General features: G+C 39.8%; 18 protein-coding genes and 5 pseudogenes. 2 read left to right on the forward strand and 21 right to left on the reverse strand.

Annotation, left to right across the window (positions count from 1 at the left end):
• Positions 1–231: 231 nt before the first annotated feature.
• A pseudogene (locus MKZ11_RS24095) lies at positions 232–600 on the forward strand (amidohydrolase family protein); the annotation flags it as partial.
• Between the two features lie 192 nt (positions 601–792).
• Here the strand turns inward: MKZ11_RS24095 and MKZ11_RS24100 are convergent.
• Entirely contained in the window at positions 793–1,011 is a 219-nt protein-coding gene (locus tag MKZ11_RS24100; protein WP_340797122.1) for a hypothetical protein, read from the reverse strand.
• 121 nt (positions 1,012–1,132) lie between these two features.
• Here MKZ11_RS24100 and MKZ11_RS24105 point away from each other — a divergent pair.
• Positions 1,133–1,687: pseudogene (locus tag MKZ11_RS24105) on the forward strand (uroporphyrinogen decarboxylase family protein); the annotation flags it as partial.
• Positions 1,688–1,714: 27 nt separating this feature from the next.
• Here MKZ11_RS24105 and MKZ11_RS24110 read toward each other — a convergent pair.
• The 20 genes and pseudogenes from MKZ11_RS24110 to MKZ11_RS24200 form a co-directional block, all read right to left on the reverse strand.
• Positions 1,715–1,885: pseudogene (locus MKZ11_RS24110) on the reverse strand (IS30 family transposase); the annotation flags it as partial.
• A 522-nt stretch (positions 1,886–2,407) separates the two neighbouring features.
• Positions 2,408–3,076, reverse strand: a pseudogene (locus tag MKZ11_RS24115) (transposase); the annotation flags it as partial.
• A gap of 912 nt (positions 3,077–3,988) precedes the next feature.
• Positions 3,989–6,847: pseudogene (locus tag MKZ11_RS25125) on the reverse strand (hypothetical protein); the annotation flags it as partial.
• 278 nt (positions 6,848–7,125) lie between these two features.
• Positions 7,126–8,076, reverse strand: coding sequence for a hypothetical protein (locus MKZ11_RS24120; RefSeq protein ID WP_340797124.1), 951 nt, complete (start codon positions 8,074–8,076; stop codon positions 7,126–7,128).
• A gap of 93 nt (positions 8,077–8,169) precedes the next feature.
• On the reverse strand, positions 8,170–8,643 hold the full coding sequence (locus tag MKZ11_RS24125) for a hypothetical protein (protein ID WP_340797125.1): 474 nt from the start codon (positions 8,641–8,643) through the stop codon (positions 8,170–8,172).
• 30 nt (positions 8,644–8,673) lie between these two features.
• A complete protein-coding gene (locus tag MKZ11_RS24130; RefSeq protein ID WP_340797126.1) occupies positions 8,674–9,657 on the reverse strand; it encodes a hypothetical protein in 984 nt (327 codons plus the stop codon).
• A complete protein-coding gene (locus MKZ11_RS24135; RefSeq protein ID WP_340797127.1) occupies positions 9,644–10,192 on the reverse strand; it encodes a hypothetical protein in 549 nt (182 codons plus the stop codon). Before MKZ11_RS24135 ends, MKZ11_RS24130 begins: the two co-directional genes overlap by 14 nt.
• 5 nt (positions 10,193–10,197) lie before the next feature.
• Entirely contained in the window at positions 10,198–10,569 is a 372-nt protein-coding gene (locus MKZ11_RS24140) for a hypothetical protein (protein ID WP_340797128.1), read from the reverse strand.
• A 64-nt stretch (positions 10,570–10,633) separates the two neighbouring features.
• Positions 10,634–11,095, reverse strand: coding sequence for a hypothetical protein (locus tag MKZ11_RS24145; RefSeq protein ID WP_340797129.1), 462 nt, complete (start codon positions 11,093–11,095; stop codon positions 10,634–10,636).
• A gap of 131 nt (positions 11,096–11,226) precedes the next feature.
• Complete coding sequence (locus MKZ11_RS24150; RefSeq protein ID WP_340797130.1) at positions 11,227–13,290, reverse strand: hypothetical protein; 2,064 nt, start codon at positions 13,288–13,290, stop codon at positions 11,227–11,229.
• The gene (locus MKZ11_RS24155) at positions 13,287–15,140 is read right to left on the reverse strand and encodes an ATPase, T2SS/T4P/T4SS family (RefSeq protein WP_340797131.1); all 1,854 of its coding nucleotides are present in this window, start codon (positions 15,138–15,140) and stop codon (positions 13,287–13,289) included. The genes MKZ11_RS24150 and MKZ11_RS24155 overlap by 4 nt, the downstream gene beginning before the upstream one ends.
• On the reverse strand, positions 15,137–15,943 hold the full coding sequence (locus tag MKZ11_RS24160; RefSeq protein ID WP_340797132.1) for a hypothetical protein: 807 nt from the start codon (positions 15,941–15,943) through the stop codon (positions 15,137–15,139). The genes MKZ11_RS24155 and MKZ11_RS24160 overlap by 4 nt, the downstream gene beginning before the upstream one ends.
• A 44-nt stretch (positions 15,944–15,987) precedes the next feature.
• Positions 15,988–16,761 carry a hypothetical protein gene (locus tag MKZ11_RS24165; RefSeq protein WP_340797133.1) on the reverse strand — a complete coding sequence of 258 codons (774 nt, stop codon included), beginning with the start codon at positions 16,759–16,761 and terminating at the stop codon, positions 15,988–15,990.
• 26 nt (positions 16,762–16,787) lie between these two features.
• Complete coding sequence (locus MKZ11_RS24170; RefSeq protein ID WP_340797134.1) at positions 16,788–17,732, reverse strand: hypothetical protein; 945 nt, start codon at positions 17,730–17,732, stop codon at positions 16,788–16,790.
• 31 nt (positions 17,733–17,763) lie between these two features.
• Complete coding sequence (locus MKZ11_RS24175; protein ID WP_340797135.1) at positions 17,764–19,212, reverse strand: hypothetical protein; 1,449 nt, start codon at positions 19,210–19,212, stop codon at positions 17,764–17,766.
• 268 nt (positions 19,213–19,480) lie between these two features.
• Complete coding sequence (locus MKZ11_RS24180) at positions 19,481–20,449, reverse strand: hypothetical protein (RefSeq protein WP_340797136.1); 969 nt, start codon at positions 20,447–20,449, stop codon at positions 19,481–19,483.
• Positions 20,449–21,333, reverse strand: a complete 885-nt coding sequence (locus MKZ11_RS24185; RefSeq protein WP_340797137.1) for a hypothetical protein — start codon at positions 21,331–21,333, stop codon at positions 20,449–20,451. The genes MKZ11_RS24180 and MKZ11_RS24185 overlap by 1 nt, the downstream gene beginning before the upstream one ends.
• 28 nt (positions 21,334–21,361) lie before the next feature.
• Positions 21,362–21,952, reverse strand: a complete 591-nt coding sequence (locus MKZ11_RS24190; protein ID WP_340797138.1) for a hypothetical protein — start codon at positions 21,950–21,952, stop codon at positions 21,362–21,364.
• A gap of 18 nt (positions 21,953–21,970) precedes the next feature.
• A complete protein-coding gene (locus tag MKZ11_RS24195; protein ID WP_340797139.1) occupies positions 21,971–23,416 on the reverse strand; it encodes a type IV secretory system conjugative DNA transfer family protein in 1,446 nt (481 codons plus the stop codon).
• 287 nt (positions 23,417–23,703) lie between these two features.
• Entirely contained in the window at positions 23,704–24,060 is a 357-nt protein-coding gene (locus tag MKZ11_RS24200) for a hypothetical protein (protein WP_340797140.1), read from the reverse strand.
• Between the last annotated feature and the right edge of the window lie 29 nt (positions 24,061–24,089).

A 24,089-nucleotide genomic window follows, 5' to 3' on the forward strand; every position in this document is an offset into this window, starting at 1 on the left:
AAGAAAAAGAGTCCAGTCGAAGTGTTTTTGCACTTGGGACTAGACTCCCCTCTTTATAGTTCACCGAAAACATGTTTAAAAGGGCTTCTAAGTACTGTAATCTAAGGGTTCGGTATTTCATCTCCATCTGGCAGTAATTCATCTGGGTGACCACCTGGAGTGGAGAATGGATCCGACTATATTAAGATCATGATTGGTCATCGCCCACGTCTTAACGGCTTTTTCATCGAAAGCAGCTTCCCACAAGGCAATATGGAGAACAGCTTTATGAATGTGATGGATCTTCACCGTGCCGGAGTTGATATCCTGGTAGGGACGGATGTCGCACCGGTTCCCGTTCCGAACCTTGGTGGCCTTGCTCATGGTGCAAGTGTCCACCATGAAATGCAGCTACTGGTGAAGGCCGGGTTCACTCCAATCGAAGCTCTTCAGTCGACTACTACCAAACCGGCCCGTTGCTTTCGTCTACATGATCGCGGCCGAATCACCGAAGGTGCACGTGCTGATCTTATTCTCATAAACGGTGATCCAATCACTAATATTTCTGATACCTTGTCAATCAAATCCGTGTGGTTCAATGGTTCGCAACAATTAGGATGAAACTAGTAGATTATTAGCTATGTAAAATTACCAAGAAGAGGGACTGCAGAATGCAACCCCTCTTCGACTTTAATCTATTTATTCAAATCCTCATTTCAGGAACGATGCCCAGTTCAATGTTCCGGCTTCTGAGGGCTACTGTTATGTTAACATTAATAATAGACAAATATTCACAAAAAAATATTCGCAAATCTACTTAAGTTGTTTTTGACTTTCGTCTATCGCTGTACGCAGTTGTTGCGTTAATAATCGATTACACATTTCTATCGTGTCACTCATTCTTTTCTCCAGTGGGTCCAAAAGGGCTTCCCTTTCGTCTTCAATTTCAATTGCATTTTTCACAATATCCTCTACTATACACTTTGGTGGTGAAGATTTTTCTTTTTCTACACCTACGCACCCTGTTAACAACAAGGTGGAAATTATAAACAAGCAGTGCCCATTTGTTACAATATCTGACGACTATCTTTAAGTAGAACATCGTGTGCACTACCCTCAACAATACTTGTAGAAGAAACTAAGGTTATCTTAGTATTATAAGACTAAAGCATTTATGTATAGTGAAAATAAAGCATGGTTTGCCTTAATGGATAAACTAGCGGATATGACAATTACATATGCAAAATCTCAGATTCGAGCTGGAGCAAAGGCAATAATAATATTTGACTCATGGGTAGGTCAACTTAGTGCGGCTGACTACCGTATTTTCACAAAACCAACAATGGAAAAAATCTTTCTTTCTTTAAAAGAAGAAAAAGTACCTCTTATGATGTTTGGAGTCGGGGCGAGTCATTTAGTGAAGGAGTGGCATGATTTACCATTAGATGTTATAGGCCTTGATTGGCGTATACAAATAAAAGAGGCGAGAGAGTTAGGCATAACGAAGACTATACAAGGAAACTTAGACCCCTCTATCCTACTTGCACCTTGGAATGTAATTGAAGAACAGACAAAAATGATATTAGACCAAGGGATGATTGACCCAGGATTTATCTTTAATCTTGGTCATGGTGTTTACCCGGAAGTAAATCCGGATACGCTGAATAGATTAACAGCATTTGTCCATAATTATTCGGCAAATAAATAAATGAAATGAAAATTAAAACTTGGTTTGTCAAATTAAGCGAGACAGAATATCCTTATCAACATGTTCGTCCATGTGACTCATGAAACACTCAATAGGTGTCTGATAATCCAATGATTTTCTAGGTATATAGTTTCTACGTAAAGCAACACTAGAGATATAATCCTGTAAGACAGGACGGAAATCCATTTCTTTAGGTAGCCGCAATTTGATTTATTATTTTTATATCGAAGGTAAATATCAAGTGCAGTAAAGCCCTTTTTAAGCTGTCTAAGAACTCGATAGATGGCTTCGTGACCACGCTTTATTTTTTTAGATATGTGTCGTCCAGAAAGATCAAAGAAATGATATTCTTCTATGAAAGTTAGATGGATGTAGGACATGTCTGATACACTCTCCTTATTAACTTTTGTCGGTTATAAATGGAGTGTATCATGACATGTCTTTTTTGTGTCTCGCTTAATTATATAATCGGCGTATTCAATTACCAAATCAGGTATATCCGGAACGTTTTTACCGTCAGAAGGCTTCACTCCTCCTGCTATATTATTTTTCCTTATTAACCCCTTATAATGTTGTCGGTTCTTCATCCAAAGTTCACTACTTTCTATGTATATATTTAGCATTAACCTATATGAGTTAATTTCATAATTAACGTTTTTAAAAATTCGCGGGGTATCCCCTTGATATTTTTTCGAATTTTTTAATTGAATACTGATTTATTTAAGCTACCTGTAATAACTGGTGTTTCAATTTCAGCTTAATCCGATCCGCGGCTACTTTCGAGGCATTATAAACAAGCGTCACCAACTGAAAATGAAGCTTTGCTTTCTTTCCAGTCCGATGACGCACATTGTTAAGGCCGAAGTACTCTTTTAAGTACGCATTGACGCGTTCGACAGCTGTACGTTCTTTATACAGTTCAGTCCACTGTTTTGACCCTCTCGCTGGGAAAGTATACTTTCGTACGTCCACTGACTGTCTGATTTTATACGTTTTTTGACAAAGTGAATCATGTTGTAACGGACAGGTTGCACATTCTTTTGGACGGGTATATTTCAACGTGCTATATTTTGCATCATAACTATCGTAGTGATAGGAATGTTCCAGGACGCACGTTGGCGCGAAATGAGTATCGTATCCAATCACTTCCCCTTCAGCACGAGGATTGTAAGGAATGACAGCTTGTAAACTTTGGTTCATTACCTGTTGATAAATCGCTTTATAATCATAACCAGCATCGAACAGGCTGCCCGTGAATAAGGCTGGAAGATCCTGTTCAATCTTTTTTAATAAGGGAATCGCTGCTTTTCCATCGCTTAGATTACCCGATGTCGTGTTTGATGATGTCAAGTCTTGCATAGCGGAGTACGCGTCCAAAAGTGTCTTATGTGTCGATTCAGTCCAGTCATTTGCATTGTTGCCAATATCGTTTTCATAATCATTGATAATCGGTTGGTATCCAGCAGCATCCCCATTCACTCGGACAACTGGTTTCGTGCGTGCAACCGTATGAGTTGAACCAAATTCATCCGTTGTTTGTACAGATAGTGGTCCATGTACCCCTACTGCTAAATTAAATGTTTCGAAAGTGAGCTGCCATGGATCAGTTTCGTCAGACGTCGCAGGAATAGATGTGGTTGCGCTAAGATTATCCAGCGTTCCTGTGATTGATTGAGCATCCTTATCAACGTCCGTGACTTTTCCTGTTACGACTAAGCTATCACCATCACCGACAAGCGACCAAGTGTCTTCGTCAAGGGTAATGGCTGGTGCAGCATTATCAACAGTAAGCATCATCGGCAATACTACAGAATAAGATGTCGCATTTTTTGCTTTAATATTAATTGTTGTGCTACCTTGTTTCATTCCAGTGACAGTCAAGATGGAACCACTAATTGTTGCCGTTGCTACACTAGAATCAGCAACTTCCGCCTCAAAGGTCATTTCTCCGTTCTGCGGGTTATTGAACAAAGTTGCAAGGTCAATTATTGTTTCTTCAAATTTAGCAAGACTTGTATCCTGAATAGAACCGATGATTTCTGGTTTGGTATTTACCGTAAATGTTCGGGTTTCAGTCGAACTGTTCCCTACCTGGTCTGTGGCGATAACAACTAATGTATAATCACCCTGGGTATCAATTGCTGAACCGGGTGTATACGGCTCCCCATTCAGTGTAATTTCTTTCAATACATTATCTGAAACATCATCGCGAACATGAACGCTCGGTGTTACTGAGTCTTGATAGCTTTGACCTTCGTCAACTCCCCCAATGGAAATAACTGGCGGCGTTGTATCAACATAAATTTCAAATGTTTGGGTTGGTGATTTGTCTCCCCACTCGTCTTCTACATAGACACTAACCGTATATGTTCCTTCCGTTAGTGTTGATGGTAATTCAATTTCTTCATCGAAATCACCATCTACGGGAATTTCAATGTTTTGTAGTTCAGGTACACCGACGACAGACACGACTAGTTTCATCTCATCGCCCTCTTCATCGAACGCTGTCCCTAAAAACTTAATTGTATTGTAAGGCGTTATTAGTGAGGTTACTTGCATTCCTGTTGGTAATGAAACATCTGGTGCAGTGTTTGTATCATAGTCAAATGTTAAGTCATATTTGTAGTAGTCTGCATAAGTGCGTGTATCGGATTCAGGAATCACTTTTGTACCTTTATATTTTTGAGTGTAGCTGTATTTACGTGTGTCAACTGCAGGTTTGGTAGCTGTTCCTCTATAAGTTGATGTGTGGTATATATGGTCAGTTACGAATTGATTCGGACCAGTAGCAAACCAACGACCTGATGTCGAATATGCTGCCGTTTGCATATAAGCATAAGCGTCACTGACTAAAGGTAATGTTGCTGAAAAGCCGCCTGAATTATAAGCTTTTGAAGGGGTAGGATTAGCTAGAGTCGTTTTTACTGCCGCCGTTTGGTTCCAAGAGTAATATGTTGTTACCCCTTCATATACTGAGGGATTACCACTATACTGGGAAGGAAGTACTTCCTGCTTGGCCAAGTATGTTACGGTATCTGTTACAGTTTTAGATTCAGCCGGTGTATATGTACCGCTGATCACAGCTTGTACTGGGGCTCCATCTTTAACCATTGTCACCCCATTTTTAACTACTGTAGCTGGGAAACTATTTGTGGTATTAGTTTGAGAGTCTGTCTCGGTTTGTGTACTAGCAGGAGTGAATGTTCCACCTGTTTGTACCTGTTTCGTACTAACCCCGCCCGATAGTTTTACAGTTACTTCTTCGCCATTCACACTAAGAATTTCGACAGTCCCTGTATTTGCAATGACACTAATTAATTTTGACATTCCAGCTAAATTGGTCTTAAAGATTTGCGTTTGTTCGGTAGTTTCGGGTGTACTAAAATTTACCGATTGTGTAGTCGACGACATCATGCTCATGAACATCATCATGTGGGCCTGGGAGTTAAATAAATTGAGTTCAGGTGCTGTGTTTTCTGACACTGTAATAGTCGTAATTGGTAGCTCAGCAATTAGAGTTTCATTTCCATCATTATCTATCCCCCGTGCCTCTATAAGGCAGTTCTCTTTAACAGTAAAGGGCGATTCATATGGTTCCCATTCTCCGCCGTTAATACGATATTCACGAATAACGGACGATTCCGGGTATTCAATCGCAACAAGAACAGTGTGAGTTTTAGGATCTTCTTCACTAACACTGATTACTGGTTGTTCATCAAAAACCGCCTCAATAGTAGTAATAGCATGAGAAGCAATTAATGTTTCATTTCCATCATTATCTATTCCGCGTGCTTCAATTAAGCAGTTTTCTTTAACGGTAAACGGAGCATCATATGTTTCCCATTCTCCCCCATCGATGCGGTACTCACGGGTAATAGATGATTCCGGGTATTCGATAGTAACAAGTATTGTATGGCTTTCAGAATCTTCTTCACCTATACTGATTACCGGCTGTTCTTCTGTAACGGCTTCAATGTTTGTAATAGATTGAGTAGCAATTAATGTTTCTTTGCCCTCCACATCAAACCCGCGTGCTTCAATTACGCAGTTTTCTTTCACTGTGAATGGATCCACATAGGCTATCCATTCTCCTCCATTGATGCGGTATTCACGGGTAACCGACGATTCAGGATAGTTAATCGTGACAAGTACCGGTTCCTTTGTCGCTTCTTCAGTATCCAATGTGATAAGTGGCTTTTCTTCAACCGTTTCTTCAGCATGGACCATATTGGTAATGGCATGCGATGAAATTTCAGATTCAATTCCAGCTGCATCAATGGATTGAGCTTCTAATAGACCATTTACCGTAAACGACAGGAGTCCTTCATATTTCAGCCATCCTTCAGTTTTACCATTCACAAGTGTAAAGCGGTACTGACGGATATCAGCAGCTTCCGGATAGTCGATTTCAACTTCTACCGAGTCATCCCCTGTATCAACATTTAGAACAGGCTTCGCAATCGGAGGCGTCGGTTTTAGCTGCTCTTCATCTGACGGATCCGTACCTTCTTCTATGGTCGGCTTATCCTCTTCTTCAATAAAAGGTCCAACTGGTTTTCTATCCTCCTCGACTACGGGTTCTTTGACTTCTGTGTCATCCTCATTGTCTTCAGGAGGTTCAATTACTTCAGGAGCAACCAGTTCGTCTTCAGGTGTTATATCAATCCCTTCTGCAGTAACAATTTCCTGTTGTACGGGCGGCGCATCAACCTCTTCGATATCCTCTTTTACTTCAAGCTCTACATTCGTAATATCAAGGAAAGCAATCACTGTTTCATTTTCCTCTACATCCGTTCCTCGTGCTTCAAGCGTCCCATTTTCTTCAAATGTCAACGGGCCATCGTAAACGAACCAATCCCCCTTATTGATTCGAACTTCATTCGTTACGGAATCTTCAGGATATTCAATGGTAACAAGGACCGGTTCAGTAGTTGCTTCTTCTGTAGATACATGGAATATCGGTTCTTTTTCATTGAAATTTTTATCGTTTGTGTCATCAGATAACAAATTAGGATCCTGGCTTTCCATTGCAGAACTGATCATTGGTGCATATGTTGAAATTGGTAAGACGATAGAGGCGGCAAGCGCAACTTTTGAAAGTGCTTGCTTGCTCAACACATTAATAGGGTGTTTCGTTTTTGGCTTTTCTTGTTTTGGCATGGATAATAGGCTCCTTTTTACTGTTACTTATTATTTTTCAATTTCATTCGTCGTTTCCTCGCATAGCTGTTACATTTTAGCGACGAGGCAAGAAAATCTTATACGATTTTTAATAATTATTATTCGGAAAGATACACGATTATCTCCAATCTAAAAGAAGAGAATCATCACCAAAATGTAAGAGCTAACTCTTGATTTTAAAAACAGGATACGGGATGAACCGATACCCTGCTTGTTCCATATAAGACATGCAGGGCATCATTTCTCACCAATGATAATTAAGCTGTTGGTTTGTCTGCATCTGTCGGTTGTTCTGGAGTTTCCGTATTTGCTTCATGTTGAGCTTCCTTTTCAGCTTCTGCTTTCTGAGCTTCAAGTGCTTTTTCTGCTTGTTTTTGTTGTCCTTCAGGACTAAATCTGCCATGCATCATTACGTCTGAATGGTTCCATTTACTGTTGTAGAATTCGAGTCCTGGTTGTTCAACTCCAAATTCGATTGCAGAAGATGGATTGCTATTGAACCCAATAACGTACGGAGTAACCCCAGGCGCATTCTTGAAGTCTTCGATTAGTTCTTCAAAGAATGTTCTTGTAACTTCCATAACTTCTGAACTATCGGCTTCAGAATTGACAACTTCTTGGTCTTCAGTTTTAAGGTCTTTTGTCCGTATAGCGTTTCCGTTACGAATCTGAGATTCAATTCGTGCACCGTAATAAAATTTGTTTTTTACGAATTTGCCGTCTATGAATTCATAGAATGCGGGGCTTTCCATTGCAGATAGAGCATCATAAGGCTCCCAAATATTCGTGCGTATTCCGAATTGGATTAGTTCTTGGCGGGTAGCATTCATCGCATAAGAATCGAGAACTTTCAATGCATCATGGGACGTGTAAGTTTGATCTTCGTTATACTTATCAGCCCATACATCTTTCACATCTAATTCAATGCCAAATGCCTTTTCAATAGCGGAGCGGCGAACTTCATCATTGTTTGTATGGAAGGAATCAAGCGTGATTACAGCCTCTTCTTTCGAATCTTCTTGTACTTCAGCTGTTTCGAGTGGTGAGGAAATGAGGACTGGTGTTTCATCTGTACTTTCATTGGCAAATGCTTGTGTGCCGCCTGTAGCGAAAACACCGGCCATCATCGCAAGTGCGGTACCTGTTAACGCGACTTTTTTCATTTTCTTCAAGATGCTTTCTGCTTTCAGTTTTTCAGTGTTATTCATGTGTAATTCCTCCTATGATTTGTTTTCTGACCTTTTAGCCAGGAACCTATGTAAGACTTTGGAGCATGCATTACTGACTTCAGACGATATTTTCTAGTCATGTACGCCTGGTTCGTGAGATGTGACGTTCTCTCTCTCTTGCATCACCTCCTTTATATTTAATTGTGTGGGGCGGCGTATGAAGTTCAGCGAATTAATAGGCAAACATCTTAATTTTGGTTTCTCCTTCAACATAACTGCACGTAGCACAGCTACTGTAACTTCCGGAAAAACTAACATCATGACCGTATCTGCCAGTCCGAGAATCAAAATTGTGTTAAAGAAATTCATTTTCAATATCCTTTTACCGTATATGAACAAACCAGTCGTCCAAAAAGTCAAACAAGAAAACATTACAATGATCGCTATAAGTACGATGAAATGCTCAGGTGCTTGTTCGGACGTACCAGCAAACAGGGAATTTACCAATTCACTGGCTTCTTCATTTGTAGTAAAATATCTGCGAAGACCTTTGATTACTAGAATTGCAACTAGTACTAAGAAAAACCCGAATTTGCTGTTTATCAATCTTGTAAAATAGGCACTGAAATCATTCGTTTACTGATTCAGACATGACAATTCGAAGTAGCCGGCCTTTGCTGCAGCTTTCTTTGATGGATAGACTTCTAAGACTGGATAATCGAACCCACATGACTCCGCATAAAATACCTTCTTGCTATTGAGGGTTGTCGCATGAAAAGAATCCTGTTTTATTAAACGACTTCCTGCCAAAGCGAACTGATTGAATGTACCGCCCGCACGGTGATATGGGTAACCTTGAAGGAATGCAAAGATGCTGACATCATCTACCGTGTTATACCAGTCCTCTTGCGGTATGAGGGGTAAAGCGAATGTATATGTAATTCCGAGTTGTCTTGCATAGACATTATGTTCATTGATCTGATATGCCAGGTTTTCTTGTAACACGTTTACAATGGTGTCCCTACGGATTTGATCAAACAAGTCGGCATCTTTCAATAGTTCAATAGTGATTTCGGGATCACGTAACAATTCCTTTCTTTCACCGGATATCCACTCCCTCAGTGCTGCATCGTAGACCGTTACAAATTCATCGAGGGTAAACTTAATAATATTTCCATAGCCATCTTGATGGGCGAACGGTATTTTTGGTAGCCATACACGATCCACAAGATTTTCTTGCCCGTTCTTATACGTCTCATAGACATTCATTGAAAAGCCGTCATATTCCAAGATGCCGAAAACGGGTACATAGCGAGCCATTAAATCTTTTGTCACATCATCTTCTGTTCCAAAATTCAAGGATAACGAATGCATAAAAGTGTCATAAGCAGGTTCCTTATTGATTCGGGAAAACTTTTTTGAGTCATAACCCGACTCATAGTTAGGCTTTACGTTCAATCGCAGTTGATTGGCTGCATCTTGGCTAGCAACAGTCATCGCACTGTTATATTGATAATTCAATTGTGCAAATGTATTTGCGTCTTCTGATCTCCATTCAGTAAAAACATTTAACGGATAAGTGATGATTAGATAGAATAATATGAAATCAGAAATCTTCATTTAAAATCATTCCTCCATTCGGAATAAAGATGAAGACACCATCGCCCTCAGTATTATTCGTAAACGCATCAAACAACATCATCGCGTTACTTCGTGTCATATTTTGTACTTCAACGTAGAAGAAATCACCTTCAGTCATTAGGTATTTCCGTTCGGCTTTTGGAATGCTATTAGGTTCCTCAAATAAATAATCCATGATTTGCGTTTTATAGTATTCATCCATATCAACGACATACTCGCCAGTAAAAGAAGCCGGATTGGTTGGGTCTGTATAGACGGGTGTGTATACTTTTTTTTGATGTTTAAACTCCGTCTTAAACAAATAAGAGCCAAGTTGCAAGTCTCTTTCAAAATCCTCTATCATTGTTGGCGAGATGTAGCCTTTTGTACGTACGTTGTTAACGAAATTTGATACAACTTGAAACGCATTTTGTTTTGCAATATCATCCTGCATTTTGTATTGGTTGTATACTCCGTTGAAAACCATGAGTGTAAATAATATAATGAGTATTATCTTGCTAATCATTGTGGGCACGCTCGCTATACTCCTTTCCGTTTAAAGATGATTTTAGTGACCTGACCACTTCCATTAATCAATATTTCTCTTGTATAGCTATCTGTTAACAAAACCACATGCTGATTCAACCTGACGTCTTCCTCTGATTGGAACAAGAAAACATCTACAACTATCGGTATTTCGTCATCGCTTAGCTGATATAGTTTAGCGACGACTTGTGCACCTGTCCACGGGACTTCTTCTGGTATTGCAGTCTGCTCTACAAATACTGTGGCGGCAGAAGGTATAAGTTCAAAATAGTCCGGCCAAGTAGTCATCGTCCAAAATGTATGAGCCAAGGTAATCAAAGTGATTGAGAGCGCAAAAACAAATTCCATAATGTTACCAATTTTCATAGGAATTGCGGGAGTGTTCTTTCAAAAAGCACTCCCTTCCCTCCTTCTCCGTGTTTTGCATGAATCACATTTGAGTAAAGATTAATGCACGAATCACACTGTTTTTATCACGTTCGACTTTTGCTTTAAAGTTACCGCTCGGGTTGATATATTCAACGTGTGTAGATTCATTTACATTAGTAGTGTCTCCACCTCCCGTTGTGATACCGGTAGAGGAGTTGAATATGTTGTAATACCAAGTCCCTCCCGGATTTTTTCCAGTCTTAACTTGTACCGCAATCGAACCTTCTTCTCCAGCAGCTTTATAGTTACGAAGTGCGTTGACCACTGATGAGCCAGAAGCTGTTGCATTGTCATAAATTAAAAACTTCTGATCTTTTAGTTCCGATGTAACTGTAGAAAATTCTGAACTTGCTATCTTCCCTGCTTCAGTCGAGGGAGTAAAGACAAGAAATCCGATCGTAATCATTGCCATCACGAAAAATAATGATGCACCCCATTTAATAAACCCAGGAATTTGTCCCATAAGTAATATCTCTCCTATTCTTTTAAATTTTTCATGAAAAATAGTTCATTGCTATTCCATTTTTCTAGTGACTATTTACAACAGTTACAACTTCCCATCGCATCCCCCCTCTCAGTACAAACCAATTAACACTAAATATTCCTAATATTATTTACCATCTCTTGCATATCAACAACGCTTAGATACAACAATGGTATTAGAAGGTTTGCAGTAATCAAAAAGAGAACAGGGAGATAACAGAGCATAGATGACCATTCATCTTTTAAATTAAGTGATCTCCGATTATTCTCCTGAAGTTGTTCAAGATAAAAGGCTCGTTCTATCTCAACATCATCGAACGCTTCTTGAATAGAAATCCTTGTAATTGATAGTTGTAACCGATCCACCAATTGATTAAAGGGTTCAAAATTTACGGTATCACCCAATTTCTCAAGTGCTTCTTCGGGACCGGCATCATAATCTTGCAATGCATATCGTATAGGATCTTTAAATACAGTCGCCATGCGTTCAAGCCAAATCAACATTGTGTATACACTTATTCGATCAAATTTCCGTAAAATACTTATCCAAACTAGAAGTTGATGAATTTCTTTTTCCATATCTTTAAACCGTAAATGTCTTTGGAATTTAAGGAGAAGTACCGGAAAGTACCATGCCCCTACCGCCATAAGTAACACAAACAAAAATTCGTACCATTTCAAATACGCATTTTGGAATTTTTCGTATTTATCTGCAATCCGATCGTGAATCATTTTCAATTTCGGATCCCTCAAATCATCGACTCCGAGAGATTTCGCAATGTACACTTCCATTATTTCGGGTGTAACTTTGTCTAGTTTTTTAAGTTTATGAATTATTTCTCTATCAAAGGTTGTGGCTTCTTGGTAAACCTCAAATTCTTCTGCAGAAACATTTCCTGCTAACATAGAGTAAGGAACAACATTGTACAAGACGGACCGTTTATCCCTTTCATGTGAAAAATATAAACCTCCAGTCAATAAAACCAAGACAGAGATTGTAATTACCATTCGCTGAAGTGTTAGCCAATCCATTTTCAGACCTGAATTTGCATCCTTCAACAACTTGGATAGCAGTAGATATTTTTTCGTATGAGGACCAGGTGTGATTCTAGTGACGATATTTTGCAAGAGTGAACTCTTTTCAAGCATCCACTTTTCCCATTTCAAGTTTTTCATACTAGCTTGATACTTTGATTCTTTCACTTCCCCCATTTTGCGGAACAACATATACATCATCACTGCTAAGGCATAGCTCGAGACCTCTACAATTAATCCTAGTTGTGATTCGTAAAACGTATTCATAAAGGAAAAATGGTTGAGTGCCCATACTTTTAGCGGCTGTGCAACGAAAACCGGGACAATAGCAAGCAAAGGAAATCCCTTCGTTTGGTAGTACAACACCGAACGAAACATAAATTCAGAGTTCAATTCTTCATTAATTCTAGATAAACCATTTGTCAAGGAGCTTCCTTCATTTGTTACTACATCTCCCTGTTCTTTAACCATTAGTAGCAATCCCGTGACACCTTTCAAAAAGCGAGACGGAACAACTTGTTCATACTTCGCAAATTCTTCTTCTGGATCCTCGCTGGTCAATATCTGATAGATTCGATTCGCTTGTACTTTCATTTCTGGTCCGGCATAGGGGATAGCTGCATAAACGGCTTCTTCTACCATTTTTGTTTCGTGAAAGAAGATTCGAATTCGATTAATAAACTCCTTTAACTGTTTAAGTAGACGCATTTCAACTCTGTGAACAAAGAAATCTACCAGGAGACTTGAAATGAATAAACAACCAAGGAAAAACCAGAAAACAATGAGCCAACTCGGTCGAACTAACAGAAGAACAACTACCAAGGACAGCAGTAACGCGAATACGTTGTACAACGTGAACATGATTTGACGGCGTAGCGCATATTCGTCGTATATGGATAATGTTTCAATCCGACTTCGGACATGTCTAACAAATGATCTCAACAGTGGTATTCGAATTGCATATAAGTACATTTTTTGCGAATAGGAATCAACTACACTTTTCCACGTGGCACGCTTAACATCGTAATTGAATGAAAGTTCGTTGTTTTTTTTCCCACGGAGAACGTAGTAAATTGCGATACTGATAGAAACAATTAGCCCGCTTATCGAAATGATTGCAAGCCATTGAATTAGACTCATGCAGCAGGCCCCCAGTGTTTTTCAATAAACAATTGAAATTCTTTTCGTTCTTCAGGAGATAGGTTTTTTTCAATTTCTAGTTGGCGCTTTGCGCTGATCCTTTCACGGGCAACATAAGCACCGTCCACAAATTCAATGAGATTTTTGTCGATATACATGCGGGTTTGTAGTTTCTGACTGAAAAACTGTGTCGCAACCATAAGAAAACCATCCATCTTTTCCTCTTTAGTACCGTTCACACCTGGAATCTCAACTTCATCAACATGTGTTTCTTTTTTTATACACTCTGTGATGCGCCCAAAATAGCGTTCTCCGTCATAGCCTTTTTCAAGATGCGCATCAAACTGCAAAGCTTTAACAACTTGGCGCTCAGCATTTTGCAGGTTGCCTTCTTTGTCAATCGAGTTCGTTAAATCGTCAACAAGGTCAGGAAATGTCTCCGCATGGTGCGAGAAATACATCATTTTACTGGCTACTTGTGAATTCTGAATCATTCGAGAAGCCACCCGTGGAGTATCTACTTCCCCGATGATTGTCACATCTCCATCCATTTTCTTGGTAAGGTCGAGTCCTTCTTGCCCGCTCACACTATCGGTTTCTTGAATGGTTAAAATATTTCGTTCGGGTAGTAAAGAGCGTGCATTCAACTCGAATTTCGATTCATGGATACGGATATTCAATACCGCATTGATATATTTAAAAATAGCAAGCATTGCTGTAGTCTTACCACTTCCCGTCGGACCTGTGAATGCTACGGAACGATTTCCCTTTACTAAATACTTTAAAAGCGTGATAGGCAATATCGCATTTTCATGTGTAAACAACTCTTCCAATTCCAATTTAGTTAAGTCATATTTCTTACGAATGAAGAAAGCCGAGGATTCCGTCAAACCTTCCCTAAATACAGTCACTCGTGAGCCATCATGCATTTCATTTAACATGTAAGGTTTTGATTCTGATAATTGGCCAGGAAACTTGTACTTATAGATGAGCGTAATAACGCGTCTCAATTCCGCGTCACTTTTAAATTCCAAGAATGAAAAATGAATAGTTTTACCAGCGTACATTACCCATATACTGTTTAATCCCCGTTGAGCAGTTTGAAAGGTTTCAAGCAGCAGTTCATCATCATCGATATTCTCCATATGCTTGGGCATACCACCTGATACACCACCTGATACACCGTCTATCGCCATATCACGAATGTCATCAATAACTCCGAAGCCTTTATATTGGCTGTAAATCCTTTGAACAACTATGCGTAATTTATCTTCAAATGTAAGCTGATGGATACGGCTAATTAAAATTTTGCGTAAGTCTTCAATTTCTATGCGATAGCCCTTCGGTTTTAGCTTGATTAAGTTATAATCATCCAGTAATCGACCTAATCCATGCTCTTGATGTTCTTTGTATTGCTGATAGAGGATAATGTCAAATACATCACGATCACTTAGTTTTTCTGGTGTTTGGAATGGTATCGCCAAGTTGATATTCTTTTCATCAAATTTATAGGTTTTCAGTAAGAGGTCAAACATAAATCCTCGAACAAACGTTTTTGAACCAAAATCTCCAGTGTTACACTTTTTGAGCGCTTCAAATAATTCTTTTTGGCGTCTTGCTTCGCGGTCAAATCTTTCTTTAGAATAGCCAAGACGATAGAGGTCTCTTGTTGATAGTTCAGTTAGTACCTCACTCACATATTCAGTTATCTTTGGGAGGGTGTACCGTTCATGATTATATTTTGGAACGGTACCTTTCTGTCTGTTGCCTTGCAGGATACGCCATCCAAAAGCGATGATTACAATACAAATCATTGTGATAATGATGATAGTGTTAAGCAAGGGTGTCATTCCCAATCCTCCTCCGCCACTTTCGCAAAACCGAGTTGTTTCATGATTTCGCTATTAACTACACTGAGAGAATGAACAAATGGGTAAAGTACATCCCTTTTTTCCACTTTCATCGTCCTGACAAAAAATTCTGCAACCATATCTTGGTTTACCGCATCGCGATAACCTGTTGCATAGGGTATCGCGAATATTGGAACCTTAACGTGATGTTGTCTTTTAATATTTCGCAAAGTATAACTGGCCTTCTCGTCATACTGACTTAGAAGAATAAAATACGGCTTGTCTTGGAGCTCAGTCGGTAAAGCCTCCATAAACTGTTTGATAATGTGTTTGTTCTGCGGCAAATTAACCAACACGAGGTCAGCTTTTTCAAGTAAATCACGTGTTTTCAGACTGTTTACCCCAGTCTCCGCATCAATCCAAATAAAATCATACTGTTCACTTGCAGCTCGCAAAATTGTGTTTAAAATCTGTGAGTTTCCTTCACTTTGTTGGTTGGAGTTTTTTCCTGCTAGGAAATCAAGGTGTGATTTGTATATGGTATTGGTATACGCCGGAACATCATCCGATTTGAGTAATTTACTTTTGACAAGACGCTCTAGTCCATCGATACCACCGTCATCAAAATCGTCCGTTTTCTTTTGTCGGTACATCTCCTCCATTGCAGAGGGAGCCAATTGCGTATGTGTTAGCAATGAGCGATGCCCTACATTTAATGACAGTATGGAAGCTAATGCGATTGTGTGTGATGTCGTGGCTCCTTGTCCTTCGACCGGTGACCAACTAACTATTGTTTTCCCCATCTTCTTTCTCCTTTCAACCGATCATTAAATCAGGTTCGCTCATTTTAGGCTTTCGCACTTTCCGTGCTCTCAAAAATTTTCAATGTTTTTGCCTTCTTTGGATTAGAGGACCTTCGAAAGAAGTTTGGTTTCATGGCATCTTTGACATCATTAATGTGTAGTCCATACAGGGCACTTATCATTTCACATAGCAAATCTTTATATTGTTTGTTCAAGCGCTTATAAGGGATGTCTTGTTCGTGCTGCATGTAGTTTCGTAATTCCTCACCAATCTCATCTGGTTCGAAAATGTAATTCATTGAGCGCCACTGAATATCCTTACCTAACCTTGCAGAGAGAATAGTATCGAAGTACTCAGCATTCAATTTGTATTTTGATGCAAGTGTAATTCGCTTGATTGCAGTGTTTAATGTTGTATGAATTAGAGTATCAATTAAATTAACATCTCGTAATTGATGAGCCCGATCAAAATCCCCTACGTAAAAGCGTTCATGAAATTCTGGCCATTCTTGTTCAAGTATTTCTGCTGAATCAATATCGACAAGGATCACATCGTAATTAACATGAGTTTCACCCGTCTTCTTGAGGCTTTCTTCAATGTCTAACCAATTGGTAACATCGCTTAAAATGTCGATACCTTGGAAGTCGTATACATGCTGACCCTTGCTCATTCGTGTATATCCATTTCGATACCACTGATTTTGCGTACTATCGATAATCAGCACGCGTTTGTTTATTTTGGTCAGAACGTGAGCTAAATACATTAACATGTCTGATTTATTACGCGTTCCGACAAACTGCATTAATTTTACTTTCAATTTCACTCGCTCCTTTTCAACATTGATTACTCTTTAAACTGTTCTTCGATCAAATCTGCTTGTTCCGGTTCTAAGTACTGGTTCATCGCATTTAACTCACGTTCTTGATCATTCTGTTTTCTTTGTGTATCTGACTCCGCTTCACGTTGGCGAAGTTTCTGTCTCTGTTCTTGGTTCATTTCAACTAAGCTTGCTTCCAAGCGGTCACGATTCTGTTTTTCCAAATTCAGTTTTGCAATATTCACTAGGTTTGGTGAATCTGTAATCAACTCCATGACGTTTTTCTTAACTGGGTAAGTCATTTGACTTGCTGGTTGCATTGGACCATCTACATAAGGGAGTGCATATATTTTTGCTTCTTCGATAAAGGCATCAACAATTGCCGAACTCATTGTTAAGAGTTCACCTTCATCTAGGTTCGCCCATAGTGTTAATCCGAGTGTGTCTTTCACTTTTTTCTTAGACAGCAAAACATAATCATCACCGTTAGGAAATTGGATTCGCACATCAACATAGTCTTCCTTTTTCAATTTTGTCGGGAGATCGATAAACGAATATTCTACTTCCCGTATATCGCCGCCGAGTGCTTCTTCTTCATATACCATTGATTCAACCAGGACAGTCTTGGCCTGCATATCCGTTTTTGCATAATAATCTAAGGTTTTCACTTCAATAATGTCCAATGTATCTTCTGATTTAGCTGCAGCTACCAAAGTTACTTTTTCAAGCATATCTTCGGTTATGGGATCGCCACGCTCCACTTCTTGCTTCAAGGCATATCCTTCTTCATTCAGTAAGGCTGTTTCATTAAGGACTGCTAGCTCCGCCCTGTACTGCTCTTTTAACGCAAGTTCTCGTTCTTGGGTTTTTGTATAATAGAAGTAACCACCAATAACTGCAAGAACCAGCGTGATACTCGCCCCAATAATACCTGCCCATATTAGCTTTTTAGTTCGTAATCGTATGTTCACGTACACTTTCCTCCTTTATTCGTTCAATCGCTTACAACAAAACAAAAGCACTAATTACTCCGGTTGTAATAACGGCACTTACGACCACTGCTCCAATTAATGCCTTCTTAGAAAACACTTGTTTACTTTCCTTGATATATCCATGCATGATGGACCGAATTGCTTCTTCTTCCTCTTCATTTACTGAATACGGGTTGGGATTTGCTGGAAATGGAACAATATTTAGCTTCGGTAAACGTTCTTTCATATCTTTCACATTCGCTTTTCCTGCAAACGGGACAACGAATGTAAAGTATTCTTCATCTTTAACCTGCTCGCAAAACCGGTCCGTCCAATGTTGTTTCCACTCATAGGGAGATACATGAAGGACCCGCACGTGCGCACGTAGAAATTCATCATAATGCGGGCTATCATCAATAGCTCCGATATCAAGAACGACATACTCATAGGTAGCCATGATTTCGCCTAAGCGAAGATCTTCTCGAAACTTGTAATGATCAATTCCCTGATAATCAAACATTGCTTGCTTTCGGATGTATTGCTGCTCCCCTTCATAAAGAGCATGGATACGATCAAAATCCTCAGAGTAATTCGCTTCTATGAGTGCAACACTATGCCGCCCCTTTTGTAGAAACGCTGCAATTGACATTGCAGTATGAGTCGACCCTAAGTGAGGTTTCGCCCCTGCAACAGCCACGACAACTGTACCCATGACCTGAGTTCTGGCATAGATTTCTTTTGGTATAGGCATTAAATCTAGGTAATCTGTAAAGTTCGCGTCGTTTGCTCCCCTACCGGCTGAACGACCATCCGGAATATCAATATTTTTAGGAGAACGCGGAGTCCGTTCCTGTTTTTCTTTCAATCTTTGTTGATTCCACTCGTTACTGGAATCGACCACTGACTTCGCCTTATCCGAAAACTGTGATAAGAGTTGTTTGGCACGCTCAACCTTCTGCGATGATGCTGTAGAAGGTGCCTCTACTTCGGTAGGTACTAGTGTTTCAGTAGTACCTTCTACTTCAGGTTCTTCATCGAACTCGACTTCAAGTTGACCGACACCAAACTTTGCAACATTCGCAAAACGTGCATCATTTGCTAGTTGTTCAATGAACAATGAAGTAGCAATCTGTCGCTCGTTAAAAATGTCCAAAACATTACGTGCTACGAGGCTTCCAAGGAAAGGATCTCGACGCTCACGCTCACATAAGTACACAATTCGTAAATCATTGTCATAGGTAGCTCGCCACTGACCTATTAACCGAAGCATTTCTTCTTCATTGTCTTGGGCGGTAGTCGTATCACTGGGTAAATACGCATCGTGTAAAACAAGAATTGATGGGTTTTCTATTTGAATAACTTCATCCAAATACTTTCGGTGGTAAACATCATTGTCAATAACATCAAAACCTGCTGAAACAAAGTTACCCCTTAGGATTTCTGTGAAATCCGGATCTCCGACCGCCAGCAATATAGACACGTCGCTCCCCCTTAGTAAAGATGCGTACAAAACAAAAAAACCCCAATCTTTAAAAAAATAACGTCGAAGCGTTATTTTTTTAAAGATTGGGGTAGTCCCATTATATTGTATGCAATTAGTTTTAGTTGGGAACCAAGACGAAGTGTTTTCCGCACCCCGCCTTGGCTTCTTTTCTCCAAGTAAAAAACCTTGGGAAAAGGTGTTATGTTCATAATTTAGCACGGTTATGGACCGATGTCAACACCTTGAAATAGTTAGGCGGCACGATTTACTTCTTACGAAGAACTGCAACCTTTCTACGGTGTATCCCTTCTTTCGTCACCTGCGCACATGCACCTTCTAAACCCTTTTCCTCGCTGAACCATTCGTCAATAATAAACCAAATATCGAATGGGTACGTGTGTAATCGTAACTGCTCCTGAATGAAACTTGCCATACTGACTGACGACACAGATAAGGCCACTATCTGTTGTAAGGAAGTCTTTTCGAAACCATCAATAATGATCACTTGATCCCGTTCATACAAATAACGATACTCTTCCAACCGCATTCGAAAATAACCGATAAAGTTCTGGGACATCTGCGCCCGATCAATCAGCATTTGTAGTTCTCCAATACCTGTTTCAAGCCGCATGGTGGCAAAAGGCTTTTTGAATTTTGCGTTACCTCCCACATACGGGTACCATGACCAGCCACGTACATTTCCAGATTCTACCGCTAAGCAACGTATTTCATTCATCGCGACATGTCGCTGAACTGCCATAGAGTTTTGCTGCCATATATCCGGTGAGGTAAACGTGCATTCACCGTATAGGTGATTCATCAATTTGAAACCACCAATCCCTAGTGTATGAGGACCAGGGGGTCGGATCACCTCTTTACCATCTTCCTCAATAAAGGCAAGGCGGCATTTATGTCTTTCCACCAACCCGAACTTACCCAGTAGTTTAAGATGACGACTGGTAATAGAGGGAGAGAACTTTTGGGACAAGTAGCGCCGCAACTGATTTTCATTGGCACATATCGCATCTCCTACAACTTTTAAGACAGTTATATGCTCTTCATTTAAACGCCTCCGGTTCATCAATTCCAACCCGTCTTCAGTACGTGTGAGCGGTCTATAGTCGTCGGGAAGCGCAATGCTCGACTTAAAGTTAGGGTGATCCCATATGGAGATTGTGTTATCCATACGGGGGAATTGTTGAATGGCTGCAAGCAACTCATTTTGCTTTAGCATTAATCAAATAAAAAAGAGCCCAAGTCTTTTTTCGTACGCTTCCCATGCGGATATTCCAGAATCGTGACCCGTCCTCTACGATTTTTAGGATCAACTTCACCGACACGGCACGTAACCCTATCCCCAACGTCGGGCTCTTCTAGAGAACGAACTTTTCCTGCTTTAAGGACTACACCATTCTCGACTTCAACAAACAGTCCGTGAATCGGATGAACTGCATCCACACGGCCGGCTATGATTTCACCTTTTTTTAATGTATCTAGAAAAGCGAAAGGATCTGGTAGCGCTTGTTTACGTGACACTCGAACAACCTTTTGTTCTTTATCAAATAGGAGGATTTTTACTTCAACCTTCTCCCCTTGCTGTGCATCGATAGCTTCACGTTCTCGCCAAGACCACTCAGTCCGAAACATGTACGTGTCTTGCCCACTTATACGGACGTAGACGACTCCAGACTGCCGATTGTAGCCCGTGACAGTGCCTACAAACACTTCATCATCAAGTCTGTTTTGCAATTTAAGATCTTCAAGACGTTCCCAAAAACCAACACGTAGCTGTTCCGCCGCTTTATTTGCAGACAAAACCGCAATCTGATTATCCAAATCCAAATCCGTTATGATAAAGGATTCTTTATGTGTTACGAATTGATTGTACGAACGGTGGTCTCTTTCTCGAAATTCTGATGCTGGACAGTATCCTGTGACGCCGCCTGGCAATGCAATTTTTAACATCGTTTGTTCGATTGACTTCATTACGCCATCTACTTCAGTTGGAAACTTCATTGATGTGATACTACGGACCACACCTTCGACGATTTCACCATTTCTGCGTTTTGCTGATAGTTCCTCTAATGTTTCATTACTCTCCCATGATTTTATCACCATGTAGTGACACTCCCTCTCATTTTTTGTATTATTTGCTACGTATAGTACCTCCATCAATAGCTGAAGCAGAGTCCATCGTCCCAAAAGGTTTGATGCCTATCCCCTGGCGCGGTATATCGTTTGATAACAGTTGTAATTCAATATCGAATAGAAGTAGGCGGAGCCCTTGGACGTGTTTTTCTTTTGCGTCATAGAATAATTGCTCGCCCTTTTCATTTACTTCTGGTACCTCCATATTCCCTTGGCGTGTTCTCTTAGGCAGCAAGTTTGAATCAAACCAACCATCGATTACTTTAATAATTTTCCGGTAATTGTCGTGCTTAAATTCCTTCATTTCTGTTGACGAGATAGCTTTTAATTCGAGATGCATCTTCCGTACCAGCTGGGGATTCCTATACATTTCCATTAACAAATCGAATGTCACCTCTTTTTCAGGGTGATGCAATTTCAGTAAATAGATATAGGATTTCAGATGGTTCTTTTGCGCTTGTTCAAAGAAATAATCTTTAGAACCGTTCTCGCTAGTCACACCTAACAATTGTTTTATGATTTTCTCAGCAACCTGTTCAACAGGCCCTTCCATTTGCAGCTTAGATACATTGTGTAAACTAACAACCATGCTCTTCATCCTCTCCTGTTAGAATTTATTGTTTCTTTTCTCAAAATTCATTCTCTCCTGTAACCAAAAAGCGCCCGATTCTTTATTCACTACGTACTTTGATTGGATGAATTCCTCTATTGGTATGAAGCTGTGTTTGATTTGTTGTGCTGGCATTGGCCGATTTCCATTCACTAGTTTGGCTGTACTGATAAATGGTTCTAGAAATGGATTAGCGAATACTTCAGCTTCGCCCCAAAAAGAAGAAAAATATTTTGCTTCATAGGTTGACACATGCCCATATACCATGAAATTCCTCATTGTCCCGATTAAAGTAGTCAGGTAGCTTTCTCCAAACTGTTCCACAAGCTGCTCAATCGTTTGATGAAGAGTAGTGACTATCATTTTATATTTACGTGTCTGTGCCGTGAGCTCCGGGAATTCTCTATACAAATAGTCAGGGGCTTCATTCACAAGAATATGGTGGTAAGACGAAATCTCGTGAGGCTGACGGCGGAATGTCGCATGTTGTAACTTCTTCAGAATTAATTTCCCGATGACTGATGATAGTGGGCCTAGGTCACCTTTTGCGGTATTCACCAAAAGGACGCCGCCACTCTGCATATGACGCTCGAAGTCGAAGTTACTTGCCCCAAATAAGACTTCATGAATTAGCGGGTTTTCCCATAACTCCATAAGGATAGACCGGATAGCGTTTGCATCCTTATCGGAGCCAACCCTATCATTCTTTAATTTCACTGTGAACCAATCAGAAATATGTAGAGCATTAAACCAATAGTCTCTATCAACTTGTTCTTCGGAAACTTCAATATCGAGCGGCAGCAATCCCCTTAACTGCTCAAGCATGTCCTCTACCAATTGGGGATTATTATACATATTCACCAACAATTCCAACGTTACATCTATATTTGGGTCATGTAGTTTCAGCAAATATATATAGAGTTTTACATGATTGCGCCTAAGTTCTTGCTCGTAAGTACTGAGAACTTCTTTTTGAGAGTTAATTTCCAAAATGACATCTGCCATTGTATCCGCAACTTCCTGTACGGGACCATTCATTGGGTTAATGCTTGCCGTATTTGGATCAAGTGGATTGATATACGTAATCACTTCTTCAGGAATACCGTGAGCCTTCACAAGTTCAAGCGTTTTCTGGCATAGGTCGTTCGAAGGGTCAATGACGGAAATTCCACTCATATATCGCTCACCGACTATTTCCGTCTTGCTTTTTAAAAAATCTCGAAAAGAATTAATGTACAACACCATATGATGTAAATCTTGGTTAATCGTAGGTAATACGATTGCCGTTGTGTTCCCTGTCCCGATTGGACTAATAATCATGGTATTCATCATTCGGTCCGCAAGAGACATGGCCACTGGCTTCTTTGTTTTAACATCAAAACCTAATATAATATTGCCTGACTTGTCGGCCTTCTGATACATCTTAAATAGCTTTGTTAACATCAAAATCTACCTCTCTTGGTAAGATTGTTTATAAGGTGATTACTTGTAAGTGAAGATGTACTGAAACCGTCCTGACTTCTAAATAAAACCGTGTGGTCAAAACGAGACGAAAATGATTCTAAAAATGTCTCTGATTTAATATTGAACCAATAACCGAAAAGATTATGTCTTACCAATCATTGGACAACATTAATAAATGTCATATATAACTCCTCCATTCTTGTGTTTGCTACGAATTAAACAAAACAAAACACCCCTCCTAGACCAACGATACTTAATCGTCAGTGCTAAGAGGGGTGCTCCCTTTTGATTTGTTTAATTGTAGTTCTCTTGTTATGCACATTGTACAAATACTTTTCCAATTGTGCAAGCTTAATTTGGTAATGTATGGTCAGTTCGACATGTAGAACGTCTTCATTATTGACAAGACTACACGTATTCAGAATAGCAAGCATTACATGCGAGACCCGTCTTCTTCCTTGTACGGCTTTCCGATTAGCGTTGAATTGGCTATTGTAGGCGTAATCTGCTTGTTCACAACCCCCAATTTGACAGTAAATTGTCAAGACCGCCCATACATCCTCATCTCCAACATCCTTCGCTTTATGGTGATTAATATCAAAATTGAATTCAAACTGTTCCATCCTTTTTGGGTGAAATGCAATATGAATTT

Source organism: Sporosarcina sp. FSL K6-1508, assembly GCF_038007465.1.
Lineage (GTDB): Bacteria > Bacillota > Bacilli > Bacillales_A > Planococcaceae > Sporosarcina > Sporosarcina psychrophila_B.